The sequence below is a fragment of the Rhodopirellula sp. J20-39 genome (genome assembly GCF_057365095.1).
Genome location: NZ_CP195123.1, coordinates 1,233,781 through 1,253,279 on the forward strand (window position 1 = coordinate 1,233,781; position 19,499 = coordinate 1,253,279).

The 19,499-nt window shown below is 55.1% G+C and carries 16 protein-coding genes; 5 read left to right on the top strand and 11 right to left on the bottom strand.

Annotation, left to right across the window (positions count from 1 at the left end):
* The first annotated feature begins 16 nt into the window (after positions 1-16).
* Positions 17-2,272, top strand: a complete 2,256-nt coding sequence (locus tag ACR3ZL_RS04330) for a glutamine synthetase III family protein (protein WP_473649122.1) — start codon at positions 17-19, stop codon at positions 2,270-2,272.
* Between the two features lie 109 nt (positions 2,273-2,381).
* Here the strand turns inward: ACR3ZL_RS04330 and ACR3ZL_RS04335 are convergent, their stop codons facing one another.
* The 5 genes from ACR3ZL_RS04335 to ACR3ZL_RS04355 form a co-directional block, all read right to left on the bottom strand.
* Positions 2,382-2,810: an arsenate reductase ArsC gene (locus ACR3ZL_RS04335; protein ID WP_473649121.1), complete on the bottom strand. Its 429-nt coding sequence runs from the start codon at positions 2,808-2,810 to the stop codon at positions 2,382-2,384.
* An 86-nt stretch (positions 2,811-2,896) separates the two neighbouring features.
* Positions 2,897-4,681, bottom strand: coding sequence for an arsenical pump-driving ATPase (gene arsA / locus ACR3ZL_RS04340; RefSeq protein ID WP_473649120.1), 1,785 nt, complete (start codon positions 4,679-4,681; stop codon positions 2,897-2,899).
* A 32-nt stretch (positions 4,682-4,713) separates the two neighbouring features.
* Positions 4,714-5,088 (bottom strand): arsenite efflux transporter metallochaperone ArsD, encoded by a 375-nt coding sequence (gene arsD, locus ACR3ZL_RS04345; protein WP_473649119.1) that lies wholly within the window; start codon positions 5,086-5,088, stop codon positions 4,714-4,716.
* A 260-nt stretch (positions 5,089-5,348) separates the two neighbouring features.
* Entirely contained in the window at positions 5,349-5,828 is a 480-nt protein-coding gene (locus tag ACR3ZL_RS04350; RefSeq protein WP_473649117.1) for a GNAT family N-acetyltransferase, read from the bottom strand.
* A 3-nt stretch (positions 5,829-5,831) separates the two neighbouring features.
* Complete coding sequence (locus tag ACR3ZL_RS04355; RefSeq protein ID WP_473649116.1) at positions 5,832-6,326, bottom strand: DUF1569 domain-containing protein; 495 nt, start codon at positions 6,324-6,326, stop codon at positions 5,832-5,834.
* 91 nt (positions 6,327-6,417) lie between these two features.
* Here ACR3ZL_RS04355 and ACR3ZL_RS04360 point away from each other — a divergent pair, with 91 nt between their 5' ends.
* Positions 6,418-7,209, top strand: a complete 792-nt coding sequence (locus tag ACR3ZL_RS04360; RefSeq protein WP_486173235.1) for a tRNA-binding protein — start codon at positions 6,418-6,420, stop codon at positions 7,207-7,209.
* A 16-nt stretch (positions 7,210-7,225) separates the two neighbouring features.
* Here the strand turns inward: ACR3ZL_RS04360 and ACR3ZL_RS04365 are convergent, their stop codons facing one another.
* Positions 7,226-7,615, bottom strand: a complete 390-nt coding sequence (locus ACR3ZL_RS04365; RefSeq protein WP_473649113.1) for a CoA-binding protein — start codon at positions 7,613-7,615, stop codon at positions 7,226-7,228.
* A gap of 289 nt (positions 7,616-7,904) precedes the next feature.
* Here ACR3ZL_RS04365 and ACR3ZL_RS04370 point away from each other — a divergent pair, with 289 nt between their 5' ends.
* Complete coding sequence (locus ACR3ZL_RS04370) at positions 7,905-8,708, top strand: hypothetical protein (RefSeq protein WP_473649112.1); 804 nt, start codon at positions 7,905-7,907, stop codon at positions 8,706-8,708.
* Between the two features lie 4 nt (positions 8,709-8,712).
* Here the strand turns inward: ACR3ZL_RS04370 and dinB are convergent, their stop codons facing one another.
* From dinB to ACR3ZL_RS04395, 5 genes are all read right to left on the bottom strand, one after another.
* On the bottom strand, positions 8,713-9,972 hold the full coding sequence (dinB, locus tag ACR3ZL_RS04375; protein WP_473649111.1) for a DNA polymerase IV: 1,260 nt from the start codon (positions 9,970-9,972) through the stop codon (positions 8,713-8,715).
* Between the two features lie 11 nt (positions 9,973-9,983).
* Positions 9,984-11,432, bottom strand: a complete 1,449-nt coding sequence (gene pyk / locus ACR3ZL_RS04380) for a pyruvate kinase (RefSeq protein ID WP_473649110.1) — start codon at positions 11,430-11,432, stop codon at positions 9,984-9,986.
* A gap of 297 nt (positions 11,433-11,729) precedes the next feature.
* The gene (locus ACR3ZL_RS04385) at positions 11,730-12,716 is read right to left on the bottom strand and encodes a hypothetical protein (protein ID WP_473649109.1); all 987 of its coding nucleotides are present in this window, start codon (positions 12,714-12,716) and stop codon (positions 11,730-11,732) included.
* 186 nt (positions 12,717-12,902) lie between these two features.
* The gene (locus ACR3ZL_RS04390) at positions 12,903-15,188 is read right to left on the bottom strand and encodes an esterase/lipase family protein (protein ID WP_486173236.1); all 2,286 of its coding nucleotides are present in this window, start codon (positions 15,186-15,188) and stop codon (positions 12,903-12,905) included.
* Positions 15,189-15,221: 33 nt separating this feature from the next.
* Positions 15,222-16,706 (bottom strand): ATP-binding protein, encoded by a 1,485-nt coding sequence (locus tag ACR3ZL_RS04395; RefSeq protein WP_473649106.1) that lies wholly within the window; start codon positions 16,704-16,706, stop codon positions 15,222-15,224.
* 792 nt (positions 16,707-17,498) lie between these two features.
* Between ACR3ZL_RS04395 and ACR3ZL_RS04400 the strand changes: the two genes are divergently transcribed.
* Complete coding sequence (locus tag ACR3ZL_RS04400; protein WP_473649105.1) at positions 17,499-18,950, top strand: sigma-54-dependent transcriptional regulator; 1,452 nt, start codon at positions 17,499-17,501, stop codon at positions 18,948-18,950.
* Positions 18,951-19,000: 50 nt separating this feature from the next.
* Positions 19,001-19,348, top strand: a complete 348-nt coding sequence (locus ACR3ZL_RS04405) for an Hpt domain-containing protein (protein WP_473649104.1) — start codon at positions 19,001-19,003, stop codon at positions 19,346-19,348.
* Positions 19,349-19,499 lie beyond the last annotated feature (151 nt).

A 19,499-nucleotide genomic window follows, 5' to 3' on the forward strand; every position in this document is an offset into this window, starting at 1 on the left:
CCAACCAGGACATCACATGAGCACCACGCTCGCACCCGCGAAATCCGCTACCCAACCTTCCGGCGCTGCTTCGGGCAACGGCTATTCCAAGTCGGTGGGATCTGCTCGCCAGGCCGCAATCTCGGCGGTAACCAACTATGCGGTCAATTCGCCACCGATTGAATTCGCCGACTCAATCGCACAAGACTATTACTCGACCAACGTGTTCAGTAAGGCGGTGATGAAAGATCGGCTGCCCAAATCGATCTATAAATCGGTGATGATGACGATTGAGTCAGGCGAAAAGTTGGATCCCATGGTCGCCGACATTGTGGCGTCGGCGATGAAGGATTGGGCGATGGAAAAAGGTGCGACGCACTACGCGCACATCTTCTATCCACTAACCGGCGCGACAGCCGAGAAACACGATAGTTTTTTGTCGCCGACATCGGATGGAAGCACTCTTTCCGAATTCAGCGGAAAGCAATTGATCCAAGGGGAGCCGGACGGATCCAGCTTTCCTACCGGCGGTATTCGTGTCACGTCCCAGGCTCGTGGCTACACGATCTGGGACGTGACCAGTCCGGCTTATATTCTGGAAAATCCCAACGGTACAACGCTTTGTATCCCGACCGCATTTGTTTCCTGGACGGGGGAAGCACTGGACAAGAAGACGCCAGTGCTGCGGTCGATGCAAGCTTTGAACAAGCAAGCTCAAAGGGTTCTGAAGCTGTTCGGTCACCAAGATGGTGCCTTTGTGGCGTCGACGGCGGGGCCTGAGCAAGAGTACTTCCTGGTGGACCGTCACTTTTACTTTGCTCGTCCGGACTTGCTGAACGCCGGACGGACCTTGTTTGGTTGCAAGCCACCCAAGGGACAAGAGTTCGACGATCATTACTTTGGGGCAATACCCGAACGCGTCCTCGCGTTCATGTTAGATGCGGAGCGAGAACTGTTTAAGCTCGGTATTCCCGTCAAAACTCGTCACAACGAAGTGGCTCCTGGGCAGTTTGAAATAGCGCCTGTTTTCGAATCAGCGAACCTTGCCGCCGATCACCAGCAATTGTTGATGCTGACGCTGAACCGTGTCGCAAAGAAATACGGCATGGCGTGTTTGATGCATGAAAAACCGTTCGCCGGCGTGAATGGGTCTGGTAAGCACGTGAACTGGTCGATGGGCAGTAGTTCGCAAGGCAATATGCTCGATCCGGGCGACACACCGCACGACAACGCGCAATTTTTGGTCTTCTGTGCCGCCGTGATTCGCGCGGTCCATCTGCATCAAGGTTTAATGCGAGCCGTTGTAGCGACAGCCGGAAATGATCACCGGTTGGGCGCCAACGAGGCTCCGCCAGCGATCATCTCGATCTTCTTGGGTGATCAGCTAACTGACATTTTTGAGCAAATCAAATCCGGCGGCGCGAGTTCGTCGATTGACTCAGGAACTTTGACCGTTGGTGTGGATGTTTTGCCACTGTTCCCCAAGGACGCAGGCGATCGTAACCGCACCAGTCCGTTCGCTTTCACTGGTAACCGATTCGAATTTCGAGCGGTGGGTTCAAACCAATCGATCGCGGGACCGCTGGTTGCAATGAACACCATTGTCGCCGAATCGATTGATTACTGTGCAACCAAACTTGAGGAAGCCACCAAGGGCGATCCCGAACTTCTTAACGGTGCCGTGCAGTCGTTGCTAACCGAGATTGTCAACGAACATTCCGCGATCATTTTCAACGGTGACGGGTACTCCGATCAGTGGCATGAAGAAGCCGCCGAGCGAGGGTTGCTGAATTTGAAGACGACCGCTGATGCACTGCCCTACCTGCACACTCCGGAAGTGCAGGCGATGTTTACGAAGTACGGCGTGCTCTCGGAACGTGAACTCGAAAGCCGTCTGGAAACTTATCTTGAACAATACTGTTTGACGGTGGACGTTGAGGCAAACCTAGCCGTCAGTATTGCTCGCAAGCTGATCTTTCCAGCGGCGATTCGCTACCAAAACGAGCTGGCGGCAACGTGTGCTAATCTTAGCCTTGTCGGCGTCGATTTTGATACCGACACCTTGGAGTGTGTGACCGCGTTGGTAAAGGGTCTGCAGGACAGCATCGTTCGGCTGGAGCATGCAATCGCAGACGAAGCGGCGGGGACTTCCTTGGAAGAAGCTCGGCATCGATGCGACGCGGTATTGCCATCAATGCTGGCCGTCCGAAACTACGTTGACCAATTAGAGTCCGTGGTCGCCGACGATTTGTGGCCGCTGCCAACCTATCAAGAGATGCTGTTCATTAAGTAGGTTTGCGAATGCTTGCTTGACTCTCGCGGTAGGCGAGAGTCGAGCAGTGCCGCTCACGATAGAAACTTGCCCAAGTAGCAACTCGAGCAAGCGAGGTGTGGCCGATTGGCTATAGGTGGCTTTCCAATTGGTCGCGGACGAAATCGCGGATCTCGTCACGGACTCGGCGATAGCTATCCAATGCTTCTTCTTCGCTAGCGGCTTCTTTGGCGAGCTTAGGTGGATCGTCGAAGCCGACATGGACTACTTTTGCTTCGGTCAAGAAGGCTGGACAGTTTTCGTCCGCATGTCCGCATACGGTTACGACCAAATCCAGAGGAACATCAGCCAACGTACTGGCCAGTTGGGAGGTATGACCGGAGATATCCACCCCAGCTTCTTGCATCACCAACAACGCGTTTGGGTTCAGTCCGTGGGCTTCGATTCCAGCGGAGTGCGCTTCGATCTTGTCGCCTAAGAAATGCCGTGCCCAGCCTTCAGCCATTTGGCTGCGGCAAGAGTTTCCAGTGCAGAGAAAGAGAACGTTTTTTTTGCTCATCGGCGTCAAGCTTTCGTGGTTGGAAGAAGTTAGCGGGGCGTTGATCGTGATTTTGAAATGAGGTTGCGCGTGATTGTCGAAAGCGTCTAGCTGGCATTCAATTCGCGTTCGGTCAACGTTCGTAAACCGGCTACGCCGGTCGGTGGGGCCACCTGCCACGGAATCAAGGCGACGCGTTTGGCCAGCTTCGATTTCACCTCGTCGATGAATGGCAATTCATGTTGCTGACGATGCCGCAGCGTTGGATCGGTCACGTCGAGTGGATTCAAGCTTTGATTAATGACCCAGGCGAATGGTTCAATTTCGGCCCGACGCAGATCTTGCTGTAGTTTGGCCGCCTCGTGAACCGGAGTGGCTTCCGGAAGCGTCACGACAAGCACGCGAGTGAAGTCGGGATCACGCAAACGTGGCAACAAGTTCTCAACCGACTCTGGAATGTGATTGGTTTGGCGAGACACCTCACGGTGGTATGCCAGTGCCGAATCGAGCAACAAAATTGTGTGGCCGGTCGGTGCCGTGTCTAAAACGACGAAACGATCGGTGCCGGCGGCGACGGCTTTGGCGAAGGCTCGAAAGACTGCGATCTCTTCGGTGCACGGTGAACGCAAGTCCTCTTCTAATAACGCCCGCCCTTCGTCGTCGAGGTCCTTGCCAGCCGTTTGCAGCACTTCATCGCGGTAGTCAGCGGTTTCCTTCGCGGGATCGATGCGACCGACAGTTAACCCAGGAATTTCATCGGCAGCGATCGTGGCGGCGACATGTGCCGCCGGGTCGGTCGTTGATAAATGGACTTCGTGCCCACGATCAGCCAGGGCAACAGCGACGGCAGCCGCGACGGTGGTTTTACCAACGCCGCCCTTGCCCATTGCGAGTACCACGCCGTGTCCTGTGGCGGACAACTCGTCAATTAAGGGGCCGAGACCATCGGTCGTCTCAATCGGTCGCGTTGGAAGGTCATCAATCGTGGAATCGGATAGGGGATCGTCGTGGGTTGCTTGACCAACGTGCCGCAATGATTCGATGCCCATCAGTCCCGCGTTGGCGAGCGGAACGGTAGTGCGCGGTAACTTGCCAAGTGTTGGTGGAATAGCCTTCAAGGCTGCATCACCACGGCGCTGCATTGCTACTGCAATCGGATCAGCCGGCGTCCGGCTCTGGAAGACGCCATTGACAATCAGATGCTGGTTCAAGACACCTAGTGATTGCAGTTCTTCGCTGGCACTTTGGGCTTCTCGGAACGCCGAAGGTTCAGGTCGAGATACAAGGATCAAAGTGGTCGTTGCAGCGTCACCGAGAGCGACAACTGTTTGCTGATAGATCTTCTGTTGGGCCTGAAGCCCGGCCAGTGGGCCAAGGCATGAAGTTCCAGATGTGCTGTCGTCCATAAAGCCTGACCAAGCCGATGGCAAGGTTAGCAACCGTAAGGTATGGCCGGTCGGAGCCGTGTCGAAGATGACATGGTCGTAGTTGCTGGTCGCATCGGGGTCGCCTAACAACTTGGCGAATTCATCGAACGCAGCGATCTCCAAAGTGCATGAACCGGAGAACTGTTCTTCCATACTGGCGACAGCCGTATCGGGCAACACGCCGCGATAAGGGCCTACCATTCGTTCGCGATACTCGCGTGCGGCTTCCTCGGGGTCGATGTTCATGGCGAACAAATTTGGGACCGACTCGACAGCCGTGGCTTGATTGGCCAGTTGAGTGCCTAGAACCTCGTCGAGGTTCGATGCGGGGTCCGTCGAAACCAGCAGCACCCGCAAGCCTCGATCGGCGAGCTGAACTGCGGTGGCACATGCCATTGATGTCTTACCAACGCCTCCTTTGCCAGTGAAGAACAGATTGCGAGTAGGTGATTGAAGGAATTGCATCGGAAGGCTCTCAATATAGGAAGGGGTTTCAGTTAGCAGCAACCAGTTGAGCCGCCGCAGCATCCACCACCGTCGGCCATCGGAAGTGCGGCTTGCGGCTTTGTTGCCGTGCCAGTCCACATCGCCAAGTTTTCGCGGGACGGATACTCGCTGCGGCTGACGATGCGATCGTCGACGATGACGAGCGGCAGGCAATCGACGCCTTCGTTGGCAAGCATTTGTTTGACCAGGTCATGTTTGGCGTATTCCGCGGGATCTTGCGACAAGTTGAACCGGACGACGGAGTGACCTTGCGACTTCAGCCAATCCAGGTCGGCGGAAAACTTCGGCAGGACAGGATCGACCTGAGGTCCACAAACGCCGGTCGAGCAACACATGGCTTTGTCGTAGATTTCTACCTTGCTCATCTGGAAATACCCTTCAGTATGAAATTTTGGTTAAACGTTCATCGGCGAATGACGATGTTTCGGTGGCAGCGAGCCCTTGCGATCCGTTCGGCGGTATCACCCGCAACAAAAATAGTTTCGGTTCATCCAAGGTGCGAACTGAAGCCGATTCACCGGCTTTATCGTCCTTCTGCGATAAACGATAGGCAAGGCATGCCGGGGAGTCAATGGCAGCTTTGCGAAGTCGGGGCACGGAACCAGCCGCGACCGTCGATGCTGTGCTAGAAGGCCTGCCGCTGCATTCTGAAATTGGTCAATTGTGATCCTCGGCATTGCACCACTTGTTGCTGGATCACGACAAAACCCATTGCTTCAAAAAATGACTTCGCCGTGATGCTCGCATCGGTTGTCACGCAGTTGCACCCCAGTAGGGCTGACTGTTGCAGTACCTGTTGGGCTAATTGGCGAGCAATTCCTTGTCGTTGGTGATCAGCGCAAACGAACAGACGGTCAAGGTGTCCTTGGCGAGTCATGTCCGTGAAGCCGACAACGCGATCTTGCTGGCACGCAACAAATGCGATGCGATCGGCGAACCGTTCGGCCCAAGCTGTTGGGGAAAGGCTTGGCGGTGCCCACGCGTTGAGTTGGTCCGGTGTGTAGTCTCGGATGTTGACACGGTGGACAGTGTCACGAAATAGATGCAGACATGCTTTGGCGTCAGCGGCAGCGTATTTGCGAACGCAAAAGGACATGGGATTCATGGATCAGACTGTCGATTGTCCAGTGTCTTTCGTGGGTTCATTGGGCAGCAAAAATCCGAGGTGATGTCCGGCATGCATCCACATGAATTGTTTCCAATCTTCGACTTTCAAATTGTTCAAAAACGGGTAGTCATCCAATGACCCGGTAAAGCAATCGGCTCGCTTGATCACCGCGATGCATTCGTCGATTGTTGCGTCATCATCAGAGCCCCCTGCTGCTTTCGGCTTGAGTCGATCGAGGGTGGGGCCGCTGGACATTTTGCGAGTCCGCAGCATCCGATTGAAAATCCATTTAATGATTGTTGCTCTTAGAATCCACGGCAGCCGAAAACCGAAACCATCCATGCCTCCGGATGTCGTTAAAGTCAGATGTTCGCAAATTTGAGTCAGGTTCCATTCTTTCAGTTTTGTATAACCGCCGGTTCGTAGCCGCTCGATTTCAGCGATGACTTGGTCGGCGGTATGGAAGTCAAGCATTCGCTTGTTTGCAGTGGCCATGAGAGCGTCCGGCAAGAGGGCTGAAATAATAGGGCCGTGAGTCTACACTGACGACAAGTCTTCATTTTAAGAACTCACCAACGATCACACCATGAGTGACTATCCCTTCCAATTCCACGCCAAGATTGACGGGAACTTGGTGTGTCTTCCCAACGACATTGTCGCAAAGCTGGATTTCAGTCAATCGAAACGATTGCGGATCGATGGCGAGGTCAACGGGATCAGAATAGAGTGCGCGTTGATGCCGATGCAGGGGCAGTGGTTCTTCATGGTTTCAAAAAAACTGCAAAAGCTTTGTGGCGTGACCTCCGGTGATCAGGTCAATGTGGAGTTTGACATCGCCGACCCGAACCTTGTCGAAGTCCCCACCGAGTTGCAGTTCGCATTGGAATCGAACGATGAGGCGATGGAAGTTTGGCAGCAATGGACCCCCGGTAAACGCCGCAGCGTGGTCCACGGCATCGCGGTGGCAAAGCGACCGGAGACGCGGGAGCGGCGAGTTGAAGAAGTGATCGGCATGCTTTTAGGCAGTCGAGCCAGCGAGTCCGGTATCATCACGATGCAGGATTTTGACAAAGTTGATTTGCGGGCGGGGACAATCACTTTGGTCAAAGATTTTCCCAAGGCGAGAAAGCCGGCTTACCAGGTCACGGTCGACTTTGGGGCTAAGCTGGGAACCAAACGCACCAGTGCGCAGATCACAGTGAACTACTCTAAAGACGAGCTTGTTGGTCGACAGATCATAGGAGTCGTCAACTTTCCTGCCAAACAAATTGGGCCGTTCATGTCCGAATTTCTGATCGTGGGTTTTTACCGCGAAGACGGATCCGTCATCCTGGCGGTGCCTGATCAATCTGTCCCTAATGGTGCGAAACTGGCTTGATTGGTGACACTGACGTTCACTCGCGAGCTAGCAACACTAAGACACAGGCTCCGTCGTCAATAACGTTGATTCCAGCTTGGCGAGCAGATTCACTTGCTTGAGCGTCTTCGGCGCCGGGTTGCATCCAAATGTTTGTCACGCCTGCGGCAATCGCATCGGCGACCACTTGGCGTGTGACTTCCGGCGGTGTGATGATCGACAGCGATTCGGGAACGACGGGAAGATCGCTAATCTTCGGATATGCCTTATGACCTTCGATCTCTTCAGTGACCGGATTCAGCGGGTAGGTCTCGCGGCCCGATGCGAGCAGAGCTTTGAAAACTTTGTAGCCATATTTGTGTGTGCGAGCCGACGCGCCGGCAACGGCATAGGTTCGGGCGGCAAGGAAGCTTTCGATTTCGTTCATGGTTTGGGCTCTTGGTCGAGATGGGGCTGGCTGGTAGTCGGTCGGGTTTCAGATTTTCGCAACCGCGTTTTTAAGGCAAGTGCTGGCGGTACGTTGGTGGACGCGGTTCGTGTTCTTCCACTGTCTGCGAGGATCTGCAATCCTGGTGCCACTGCTTGGGATCTTGCGGCTGGCTTCTGTCTTGTCGCATCTGTCTGTGATGACCACGATATCAGATTGACGCGTCACGCCTTAGGATAGCGATCACGGCGGTTTTAATGCCGAATGTTACTTCTTGATCCAAACGAATATGACTGACAATTCAACAACCGCATCCGAAGCAACGGAACCGGACGCGGATGCGGATGCGATCAAGTTTGCAGAGGTGACATCGGGGATCTATCGCCGTTTTGATCCTGAATCGGTTTGGATGGCCCTGCGGTATGCGGTTGGTCAGCAACTGTTCACCAAAAATCCGACGATTATGCTGATGTTTGTTCGGATCGCGGAAGTCTATCCCGAGGCTCACGCTCGACTGCGAATGGAACAAGACGAAGCTGTTGGACCTATGCGTCAAGCGATCGATTTGATTCTGAATCCGCCGCAAGAAATTAGCGAAGCAAAGTACCTACCCGATTCGATCCAGTCACCTGGCGAAATGGATTTATGTTGGGCGGAGTTTCTCGTAACGGGGAAAACCGAAGTCGTCGAAAAAATTGTCTCGGTGCTAGACCGTGATGATCAAACCCGAACTTTTTTGAATCAGCAGTTGTCGGAATCGGCGTCCGGTTTCGAATTGTCGGAAGCCGAACGCAACGAGTTGCAGCAGTTTGGAATCGGAATTGGCAAGCTGCCCGAAGATTCCGGGTGGGAGGTGATGACGCCGGGCGATACGGATTTATTTTTGTGGCTCGCGATCAAGGATCAAAACGCAACTTGTTCAAGAATATTGCAAGCGATGGATGAGCCAGTCAAACTTCATTTGGCTAGCAAGGGTGCGGCACTCTGGTCGTTACAGGCGAACGCGACTCAGCACGGAACGATTCGCTTGTTGTGTGAAGAGGCAAGTAAGCAACCCGGCGGTTTCGGCCGTAAGTTGTTGGTGCCAGCGTAGCAGCTCAGGGTTTGTCGTCTTGCTTTTGCTTGCCGTTGAGGAAGCCATGGCTGGACGCCCGGTAGAGTCCCTTTTTGCCAACCATGCCGCTGATTTGGTCGCTTAGCCGATCCAGTTTGGACTCGCTAGCTTGGCCACTTTCTTCAGCGAAAAGCGAGAGTTGTTGGGGAGCGTCAATCTCACTAAGGCTGCCCAGCGAAACGCCGACCAAGCGAACACCACGCGGTTGTCGCTCTCGCATTTCAAGCAGAAGCATTTCCGCGACCTGAAAGATCTCGCTGGTAGAATCGGTGGGTTGGCTCAGCTTTCTAGCTCGGGTGAACGTTTTGAAATCGTCCCGGCGGTATTTTAGTGTGACTTTAGACGTGGTCCGTTTGGCCGAGCGCAGTCGACGTGCGACCTGTTCGCTCAGATGGCTAATCACGGATGTGATTGATTCGGCATCGGTTAGATCGGTTTCGAATGTTCGTTCGTGGCCGATGCCTTTGGCCAGATGATCCACAACGACTTCGCGTGCATCGATGCCGTTGGCAAGTCGCCAAAGATGTTCACCCCAAGCTCCCAGTTGCGCTCGCATGCTTTCGCATGATTGCCGGCGGAGGTCGCGAACATGGCGGTAGCCCAGTCGAGTCAGCTTCGCTTGGCCGACCTTGCCAACGCCCCACAAACGTGACACTTCGAGCGGATCGAGAAACGCTTGCACTTCGTCGGTTCTGATGACGACGAATCCATTCGGTTTGTCGAAGTCGGAAGCGATCTTGGCAAGGAACTTCAGCGGTGCGATACCGACGCTGGCGGTCAATTCCAGTTCGTCCTGGATCGCCGTCTTGATCGCGTGCCCGATCGTCTCGGCGTCGCCGTGCAGTCGCATGACGCCCGAAACGTCCAAGAACGCTTCGTCCAGCGACAAGGGTTGGACGACCGGTGTATACCGATGAAAGATCTCACGGACTTGCCGGCCGACGTTGGCGTAGTGTTCGTGTCGCGACTTAACGAAGATCGCATGGGGACAAAGTTCCGCGGCCTTGCGTCCTGGCATAGCGCTATGGACACCATACTTTCTCGCTTCGTAGCTAGCCGCGGTTACGACGCCTCGTTGGGACCCGCCGCCGACAACGACCGCTTTACCTTGCAACTCGGGGCGATCGCGTTGTTCAACCGAGGCGTAGAACGCGTCCATATCAACATGCAGGATCAAACGCAGGCCTCGGTCATTTGCAACGGATGGGAACAGCGATTCGTGGATTGATGAGACAACGCTCATCAGTAACGCGACTAAGGGATCGAGTGGACCGACAGGACGCTGTCTGCGTTTTCGATCACGTCGCTGCCGCTGACGACCACAATGGTGTCACCACTGTTGACCAGGGTGATTCCGTTTTCGGTTTGGGCCTGGGCCCATCGTGTCACGTGTTCGATTAAATGATGGGTGTCTTCCAAGTTTTCGCATAGCATCGGTTCGATTCCCCAGAACAAGTTCATGCGTCGAACCGAAGCGACTTGATCGCTGACGGCGACGGTGGGGATTAGCGATCGCGTGTTGCTTTTCACCCAAGCGGTGCCACCGGAGTGGGTAGCGATCGCGATCAGCTTGCTGCCAATTGCCTCGGCAACATTCATCCCTGCTTGAGCAACCGCGTATGCCATCCGATGGGCCGAATCGATGGTTCCATCCGCCGCCGGTGTCGTTGGCAAGGCACTTTCTTCCGTCTTGCGCATGATGCGGTTCATGATCGCAACGGACTCGCGTGGGTATTCGCCAATCGCAGTTTCGCCACTCAACATGCAAGCGTCGGCTCCATCTAAGACGGCATTGGCAACGTCCGAAGCCTCCGCTCGAGTCGGACGCGAGCTATGGTGCATCGATTCCAACATTTGCGTCGCCACGATGACGGGCTTCATGTGTCGCTTGCAGGTGGCAATGATTCGTTTCTGAGCGACTGGCGTTTCGGCGACATCGATTTCCACGCCCAAATCGCCGCGAGCGACCATCACACCATCGGCCTCTTCGACGATGCGTTCCAGATTTTCAAGTGCTTCAGGCTTTTCGATCTTGGCGATCACCAAAGCTGGGCATTCGTAGCTACCGAGCAAATCCTTCAGGCTGCGGACGTCTTCGGAGGTACGAACAAACGAGAGGCTGATGAAATCGATTTCGTTCTGTGCGGCCCAGATCGCGTTTTCGATGTCCGAAGGCAGCATGGCGGACACTGACAACTTCACACCGGGAAGGTTGATGCCTTGCCGCGACCGAATTTCGCCGGGAGCGACGACGCGGCAAACCGCCTTGTCGGCACGCACGCTTTCCACTTCCAACGCCACCGTTCCGTCAGCCAGCATCACTCGGTCGCCCTGGTCCAACTCGTCAATCAGCCGGGCGTAAGAGCTGGTCAGTTCGTCGGCGGCCGCGGAGGTCTCGCCTCGGACGAAGGTGAATTTCTGGCCGAGTGAACATTGCATGGGCTCGGCAGCCAATTGTCCCAAACGAATTTTGGGACCGGCCAAATCGAGCAGGACGCCTGCCGGGAAGCCGGTCTGTTTCGATGCGGCTCGGATGTTTGCCAGCTTTTTTGCGTGTTGTTCGATGGTGCCGTGAGCGCTGTTGATGCGGAAGACGTCGACGCCGGCTTCGATCAACTCACTCAGACGTTCCACGCTGTCGCAGGCAGGGCCGACAGTTGCGACGATTTTGGTGCGGGCTTCGTTGAGTCGGGGACGCGTCATGAACTTGGCTTTGCGGGCTGATTGGAATCTTGAAAGGGGCGAAAAGCGGGCAGTGTATCCGATGCGGCGAAATGTCTCACCGGGCCGTTCTTCTGAATCCAATCAGCATGCGACTCGTGGCTTTTTTTTGGGGGGGCCGCTGGTTTGGGGCTTGTTTGGACGTTGGCGATTGGCGACTAGTCGTAGGGCCACAGGGCCACAGGGCCACAGGGCCACAGGGCCACAGGGCCACAGGGCCACAGGGCCACAGGGCCACAGGTGAAGATGTAAATGTTTGGTTAAGGATCGTCTGGGTAGTCAGGCGATTTTTAGGTCGTGATCGGACTGGCTCAAGCGATCGTGCCACCGCCGCACTTGCTCGGTTTGGGTGCACCCGCCCGCGAAGTGGGTGTTCCCCAAATCTTCGATGAACCGACACGCGGCGAACCCTGCCCGCGTCTGATCGTAATCGGCCACCCACTCTCTTCGTTGCTGCATTCGCTCAGCCGGGATGGGCCACACTCCTGGACGGGGACGAATGTGTTTCGCCATTCCGATCCGCCAAGGCTTGGGTGAAACGCGTGCACGAAAACAATTTTGGTTGAAACACATTCGGACGTACAACGGATCGGCGCCGATCGCGGTGAAGAACTCTCGCACCTCATCACTGCGTGGGTCGAATGTTTGGTGCATGACTAAAATGCGCCAACCGTTGGGCGTTTCATAAAGACGCATCCGCCAACTTGGATGCCGGGCAACAAATTGGTCCAGGCGTTTTCGAGCGTGTGCTTTCGCCGAACCGCGAATCTTTAAAAGCAACGCATGGATCACACCGCCCAAGATCACCGCTAGCAGGAACGATGCCGCAGCAACCATCCACACCGGATGTTCTACACCGGCACGCAATGCGATGGCCAGTAAGGCAACGAACGATACGATGAACACAGCGACATAGTACCGGCACCCGCCAGCTTCGGCGGCATCAATGTCAGCAAACAAGACATCGGGGGTGTTCAAGCACAAGGCACCGTAACTGTTGCGGGTCAGTACTGATTCGCCTTGTCGATCAATCACTTCTTCTCGGATAGGCAGTCCATCGGCTCCGTTGTAAGGAACCTTCGGTTCCCGCCGCAGAACCGATTGACCCGCTTGGGCAGCCTCCGCAGCTTGACGAGCCCGTTGTTCTGCCGCAGTTTGGGCATCGGCTTGGCTGTCGTTAGACCATCCAAATCGACGAAGCGTTCGATAGCCTTTTTCAGACTTGTACTTCGCTGTCGCTTCGGCCCAGTAGTTGGGGACAATCATGGCGTCATTCTCGAACCGATTTTCAATTGAACAAGCGAGGTAACTGGTGGCCGTGTCTGGTACCAGGTGGCCGTGCCTGCCAAATTCAAGTTAGCCTGAGTCTCGCTGACTTCAAATGATATCGTTTTCAGAAGCTGGGCTGGATCACGGGAGCGTTTTTCTTAGCCTCGATGATTTCGCTGGTCGCTACTTCAGCAGTCGCCCGTCTTGACTATCACTCAACTGGTAGACGGACTGAGCGGCGTTGATGGCTTCGTAGCGGTAACGCGGATCCGAGATCAATCCACCAGCGCCGTCGGCGGTAAGTGGGGTTCGTGTAGGCGCGTCCCAGGCCAAGCGGTCCTCGGAATCCACTTCTTCGATGTGTTCCAGCAGAATTCGCCGGACCTCGAAGATTGCTTTGCCGGTCATGTGGATGTTCGTATGGCTGGCATCGATCACCAGTTCACTTTGTACGTCGTCCATCTTGGCGCTAGCGTATTCGACCACACCATCACCGCGATGCTTACGCCCGGCCAGCAAAGGTGGGTCGTCGAGTACGCCGACGATATTGTGGAAACGAACTTGCGACGCCTTCTTGGCGCGTAGCATGACTGGGAAGATTGGCGAATCGGGGGCCAGTGAATCGACCGCATTGGCTTCCGTCAGCAATCGAGTGTCGCGGAAGAAGCCAGGGTTGGCGCGCGTCAACCGAGTGCTGGTTGAGACCGCCATCTTAGGAAGCTTAATGACCTTGCCGGCCAGCCAACGCACGGTTGTGTTCGCTAGATTGCTGCCGCGATGGGGTGTCCCAATCGTGATCACTCGGCTGATCGACTTGTTAGGTCGGAAGTCGAGCGCGCTGACAAGCTTGTTGACGTCTTGAGGTGGGCCACGCAGTTTTTCGCGAGGTTGATCGGTGATCAGATTCCAAAAGTCATCGCCACTGTCGATCGTCTGCATGCGCGAGATCAGACCACCCATGCTATGGCCGACCAGAACCATGTTGTCGATCGCGCGATCTTGCCCGGTCGCGTCGAAAGTTTGACGCATCGCAAAAAGGTCGCTGCGAAGTTGGGTTGCGCTAATCCAGAACGGTTGCCCGGATGGATACAAGTAGAACCAAAATTGATACCGCTGGCGGATTTCAGGAAAGCTACGCAGGTCATTGAACATGTCCATCCACGTCAACGGCGATGACCACAACCCGTGCACCATCAAGACCGGGATTCGGTTGGGATCGTAAGGTTCAAGCATGTACAAGCCACGCTTTCGTTGGGCGTCGTCCGGATCAAGCAAACCCTCGGTCGCTCGGTCGCGTTTGCGATACTCGTCGGAATCCAGGAAGTACGCCAGTGGTGTTGTCAGGTCCGTTTCCAAAGGGACCCAATCGTCCGCCAATTTGATTTGGTTGGCACGCAGCGGATCGAAGAACTCAAGCACACAAATGGGCGTTTCTTCGGGAGAGTCGTTGGACATGCCCGATCCCGCCGCTGGCAAACCGGGCACGTTGTATGCGGCGAGCTTAGTGGTCGATTGCGGCGATAGTAGATCGTGGTTTGCGACTTGCTGGTTCCCCGGACCGGTCCCGGTAGAGCATCGCAGCAGTGCGGTCACTGCGTACGACAGGCCTTCGGGGTAGTACTTTTCGCGACCGTCTTCCTTGCCACGTGGTTTTCGAACGGCGACCAACGGCACACCGAGTCCGAATGTGGTGTGTCGGTTCCGCAGGGTTTTGATATCAAAGTCGCTGACGAATTCGTAGCGATCAAATTCATCCGGCTTCCACGCACCTCGCATTTCGGTACGGATCACAAACTTGCGGTCGGCCGTTTGGATGGTATAGGTTTGACCGGGACGCAAGCGGTTTTCGCTGCAGAGGACCCGCAAAAGGTCTTCGAGAGATTCGTTATAGAGGTCGCAAACGGCGCGGAATTGGGGGTCGTATTGGTTGCGAACATCGGCGAGTTGATCGCCAAACAGGTATCGGTAACTCGTCGTTAACGCGATCCCGTAATGGTTCATCGCGTCGCTGCTTTGCCCGTGGCGTTCGGCTTTTTTGCCTTCGACGTATGCCAGTTCACTGACGGCATAGGTCAGTTCAGAATCCAGGTGTTGGTGATTGAGTGAACGCAACTGATTGATGCATACGTCACAGTTCGCGTCGTACGTTTCACTCAGTCCGTACCGGCGGAGCGTGCCCTGGGTCCGCTCGCTGATTTCGGGGCCTTTCCACTGCATTAAGTGCAAGGAACTTGCCAGGGCGTTGTCGCGAATCGGGCGACTTTGCAGATATCGGGCCGTCGCACAGCCATTGGTGGTGCTTAGGATTCCCAGCAACAGGATTGCCCAAGCCCAGTTTTGTATCCATGGTCCGACGCGAGATTTGCGTTCTACCCCGGTGTTTTGGCTTGCGAATGCGGTATCGGCGCATCGGTCCACTTGGATCGATTGGGGGCAGATCGCTCGTTTCGCTATCCAGGAACAGAACATGCGAGCGACGGTAGTGAAACTCGCCGATCGGCGTCAATTGAGGATCGAAAACTCGAACACTGTCCAGCCATCGCAGCGATCCCAGGTTACCTCACCCCCCAAAGCCTCGGCCGCTCGCTGGACCACCGAGAGGCCTAGACCAAGACCCTCGGGTTTGGAAGTCACGAAAGGCTCGAAGAGGTCGGACTGAACCTGTTCGTCCATCCCAGGGCCATTGTCACGAATCTCAAAGCGGATAGAGCCATCGGGGTGCTGTTTCGCGCTGACTCGCACTTCATTGCCCCCCGCCTGCATCGCGTTATGCACCAGATTCGTGATCGCAGCGATCCAGGTAGGGCCGTCAGCAATCGTTTGGGTACCGATGTTTTCGTCCCAAACCCAATTCAGCTTCACATTCCAGTGTTGGGTGATCGGTGCCAGGCTGGTCCGCACCTCGTCCCAGCAAGCTTGGATCTCGGCAGGTTGTCGGCGGGCCTCCCGACCGGACGCGGCCAGCAGCAGACGATGGACATAGTCTTCCGCCTGTTCAATTTGGCTGATCGCGACGTCGAGTGTGTCATCCTTGGGCCTCGCATCCCGATCGTCAGAATCGGCTTCTTGGGAATCCGCCTGGGCGGATTGTGATTCAGCCGTGCCGTTTTGCTGTGACGGGCAAACTTGAGCGTGCAGTTCGACGGCCATCCTGGCACCAGTCAAGCTGTTTCGCAATTGATGAGCCATGCCGCCAGCGATCTGATGCAGCAGTTTTTGGCTCTGTTGTCGGTTCACCTGTTTCCAGAGTTGGTCGAGTTGGCCTGACATTTCGTCCACGGCAACACCAAGCCGACCAATTTCATCGACTGGTTCTTCAGCAATTGTGGCCAGTGAGGTTGGGCCCGTTGAATTGGTACCCGTTGAATTGGTAACCAGTGAGTTGGAGGCCAGCGATCGCCCCGATTGAAAATCGCCCGCCGCTACGGCCTCGACGCGTTTTTGCAATCGGCTGATGCGTCGGACCAACCATGATGTCAGCCATAAGATCATCGAGCTCAACGCGAAGATGGTTGAGAAGCCAGTCACTAGCGGAAGCCAAGCCGCCCGTCGCCGGTCAGCGGCAAGTTGACGTTGATCGAACAGGACGGCAACTTGGTCCACGCGGTCAGATCGTAAAGGGCCACCGTCGACTCGAAATCGCACGACGTCGTAGCGTTCCGAATCGACCGTGACGGTGTCCGATTGCAGATCGTTGGCCGAGACAGCCAGTGTGCGATGCAGAACGGATCCACCACGGCTTAGCGTGACAAGGTCAGTTTGAGTTAACTCGGCGAGTGACTTCAGAACGATCGCGTTGAGCGGGAAGTTGGCTTCGGTCAGTGTCCGCTGCATCGCCGCCACGCGATTGTTACGCTCTTCCGCTGCCCAGCGATCACCCAACGTGTAGGAAGCAAAAGCCACAATCACTGCCGCGAACAATGCTGTCGCAACGATGGGGCCCAGTAAGCGGTACCGGAGCGAACGGTAGTGAGGAGTCAGTGGCAAAGGTATTTTTCGAGGTTTGAAAAGTGTCGGTGAGGGAAGCGGGTGGGGCTTTGAAGATCAACCACGGGAAACGGGTGGTGCTATACCGGGCTGAATTTATGGTCAAAAAGTAATGTGACGAGCTAATTCGCTTCGGCGAGACTATGTGGCTCGTTACCTAGGACATTAAGACCAACTGGGCAGCAAAGCACCAGCCGAAGCGGAAATTCCCTGGAAATCAACTCACTCGACATAGGTTAATTGCTGGTCGGTGATCGGCCAGGATGGGCGAAAACCGATCGCCTGAGTCTGGCCGTTGAGGCGGCAATTTGGCCAGTTTTGAGTAGTTTCAATGCCTAGCGTCGCCATTTAGGAGCCTTCAATACCTGACAAAGTCGCGGGCAAACCATCGGCAGCCGTTCGAATGGGATCGACGATTGATGATCCAACATGTCGTTGCCGCTTGGGCGAAATCACCGTGAATCGTGTGGTTTTTTGTTCTCGATCGGTTGGTTGGACTACGTGTCAGAATCGACGTGGCGTCTAGGCATTCGTCCGAATGGCACGAAAGCTGCAAGGATTGGGGGCGACGACCATTCGTCGACCGTATTGATACCGCCGTTGTTCGTTTTGCTTTCCAACGCAATGCCTATCGCAAATGTGAACGCTGTACCCACTCGTGCTGACGCAGCGAACGACCGGTCAATCAAGAATCGCGAGACTGGTGAATCTGTGACACAACCAATCCTCCAAACTGATGCGGGCCCGGAGTCGATCTCCCGCCCGGACTCAGCCTGCTGTCGAAAGTCCTTCATGCCGAAAGTTCTTGTCGTAGACGACGATCGAACAATCCTGTTACTTGCCGAGAAAGCTCTCTCAACCGTCGCAGATGTGGTCACGGCTGAAAGTGCCGAAGCGGGACTTGAGCTGATTCGATCCGGTTCTTTTGATACCGTGTTGCTGGACATCCAGCTACCTGATCGAAGCGGGTTGGCTGTTTATTGTGAGATACGCGAGTACGATCATCGCTTGCCGGTTATTTTCATGACCGTCGAAGCGGCCAGCCACACGGCGATCGAAGCGATGCAGTTGGGGGCTTTCGATTATCTAGCGAAGCCACTGTCTGTCGATCCGCTGCGAGACCTTGTCGAGAAGGCTATCGAGCAGCGTCAGCTAAGTAGCGTTCCAGTTGCAATTTCAGCGGATGAAGAAACGCCTGATGACTCCAGTGAGTTATTCATCGGGCGTAGCAAATCGATGCTAGAAGTTTTCAAAGCAATCGGACGTGTCAGCAAACAAGATATGCCGGTCCTGATTCGCGGCGAGAGCGGCACAGGTAAAGAGTTGGTCGCCCGCGCTCTTTACCAATACAGCCGTCGAGCTGATGGCCCGTTCTTAGCGGTGAACTGCGCCGCTCTTCCGGATAACCTGCTTGAAAGTGAGTTGTTTGGGCATGAAAAAGGTGCGTTTACCGGAGCTGAATCCAGGCGGATTGGTAAGTTCGAGCAATGTAACGGTGGCACGTTGTTTCTCGATGAGATTGGCGACATGGCACCCACGGTTCAGGCGAAGGTCTTGCGTGTCTTGCAAGAACAGCGTTTCGAACGGGTCGGCGGTAACAACGAACTGAAGACGGACGTGCGGATCTTAGCGGCGACCAACCAGCCGCTGGAGCAAATGGTTGAAGACGGCGAATACCGCGAAGACCTGCTGTACCGGCTCAACGGCGTGACGATTGAGTTGCCACCGTTAAGTGATCGGGACGGCGACGTGAAGCTGTTGATCCAGCACTTTTTGACTCAGGCAAAACGGGAGCTAAACAAACCCAACCTCGAGGGCCTTGCGCCACAAACTGTGGCGTTGTTGACGTCCTACGATTGGCCGGGGAATGTGCGTCAGCTACGGGCTGTGATTCGCCGATGTGTGCTTGACTCATCGCTTCCCGTTGTCGGTCCCGATATCTTGCCGCGGAACATCCAAGCTGCGGCGTCGGCGCATGATGATGGGGTTTCGCGAGACGCGTCGGGCCCACGCAACGATGGCCTGGCGATTCTTGTTGAACGATTGTTACAGGAACGATCAACGAACATCTACGCTGAGTCAGTCGAGTACATGGAGCGGCTGGTCTTGCTGCGTGTGCTACAAGAAACCAGTGGCAATCAAAGCCAAGCGGCGGAACTGCTGGGGATCACGCGAGGCAAGTTGAGAGACCGAATTAGTACTTACAACATTGTTCTCGAAAGCGACGTTGCGATCAAAGATTGATTGTTTCGTATGGCAGTTAGACCGCCAATTCATATCAACAGGAGATTATTGTGACAGACGAAATGGTCCAGCGATTCTCAGTAGCGCTGGCGAGACTGGCGGGCGACGAAGAATTGTTAATCGCGATGGCGACGATGGTAACCGACGATGCTCCTGAAGTAATCCAGCGACTCGAAAAACAACTGCAGCAGACCGAGATGGAAGAGGCCGCAGCGAGTGCGCACAAGTTGAAGGGAATGCTAAGCACTTTCGAGACGGATTCTCCAGTAGCTGAATTGGAAGAAGTGGTTCTTGCCGCACGTGGCGGGAATGATCGGCAGGCGAACGAATCGTTTCAGGCATGTCGCACGCCAATCGACGAACTGTTGCGAGAGATCGCGGCATTAAGAAGCGAGTGAACATCCCGGTTACGTGTATTACACAATTAGCGGTACCGGGTTTTTTCGTTTTGAGTAAGCAAGTTAGAAACTTTGCTTGCTCTTTCACTATGCAGAAAACTGCGAACTGAAATTGAGTTGTCGATTTCTGTTGTCGCTCTCTGCCGTAAGT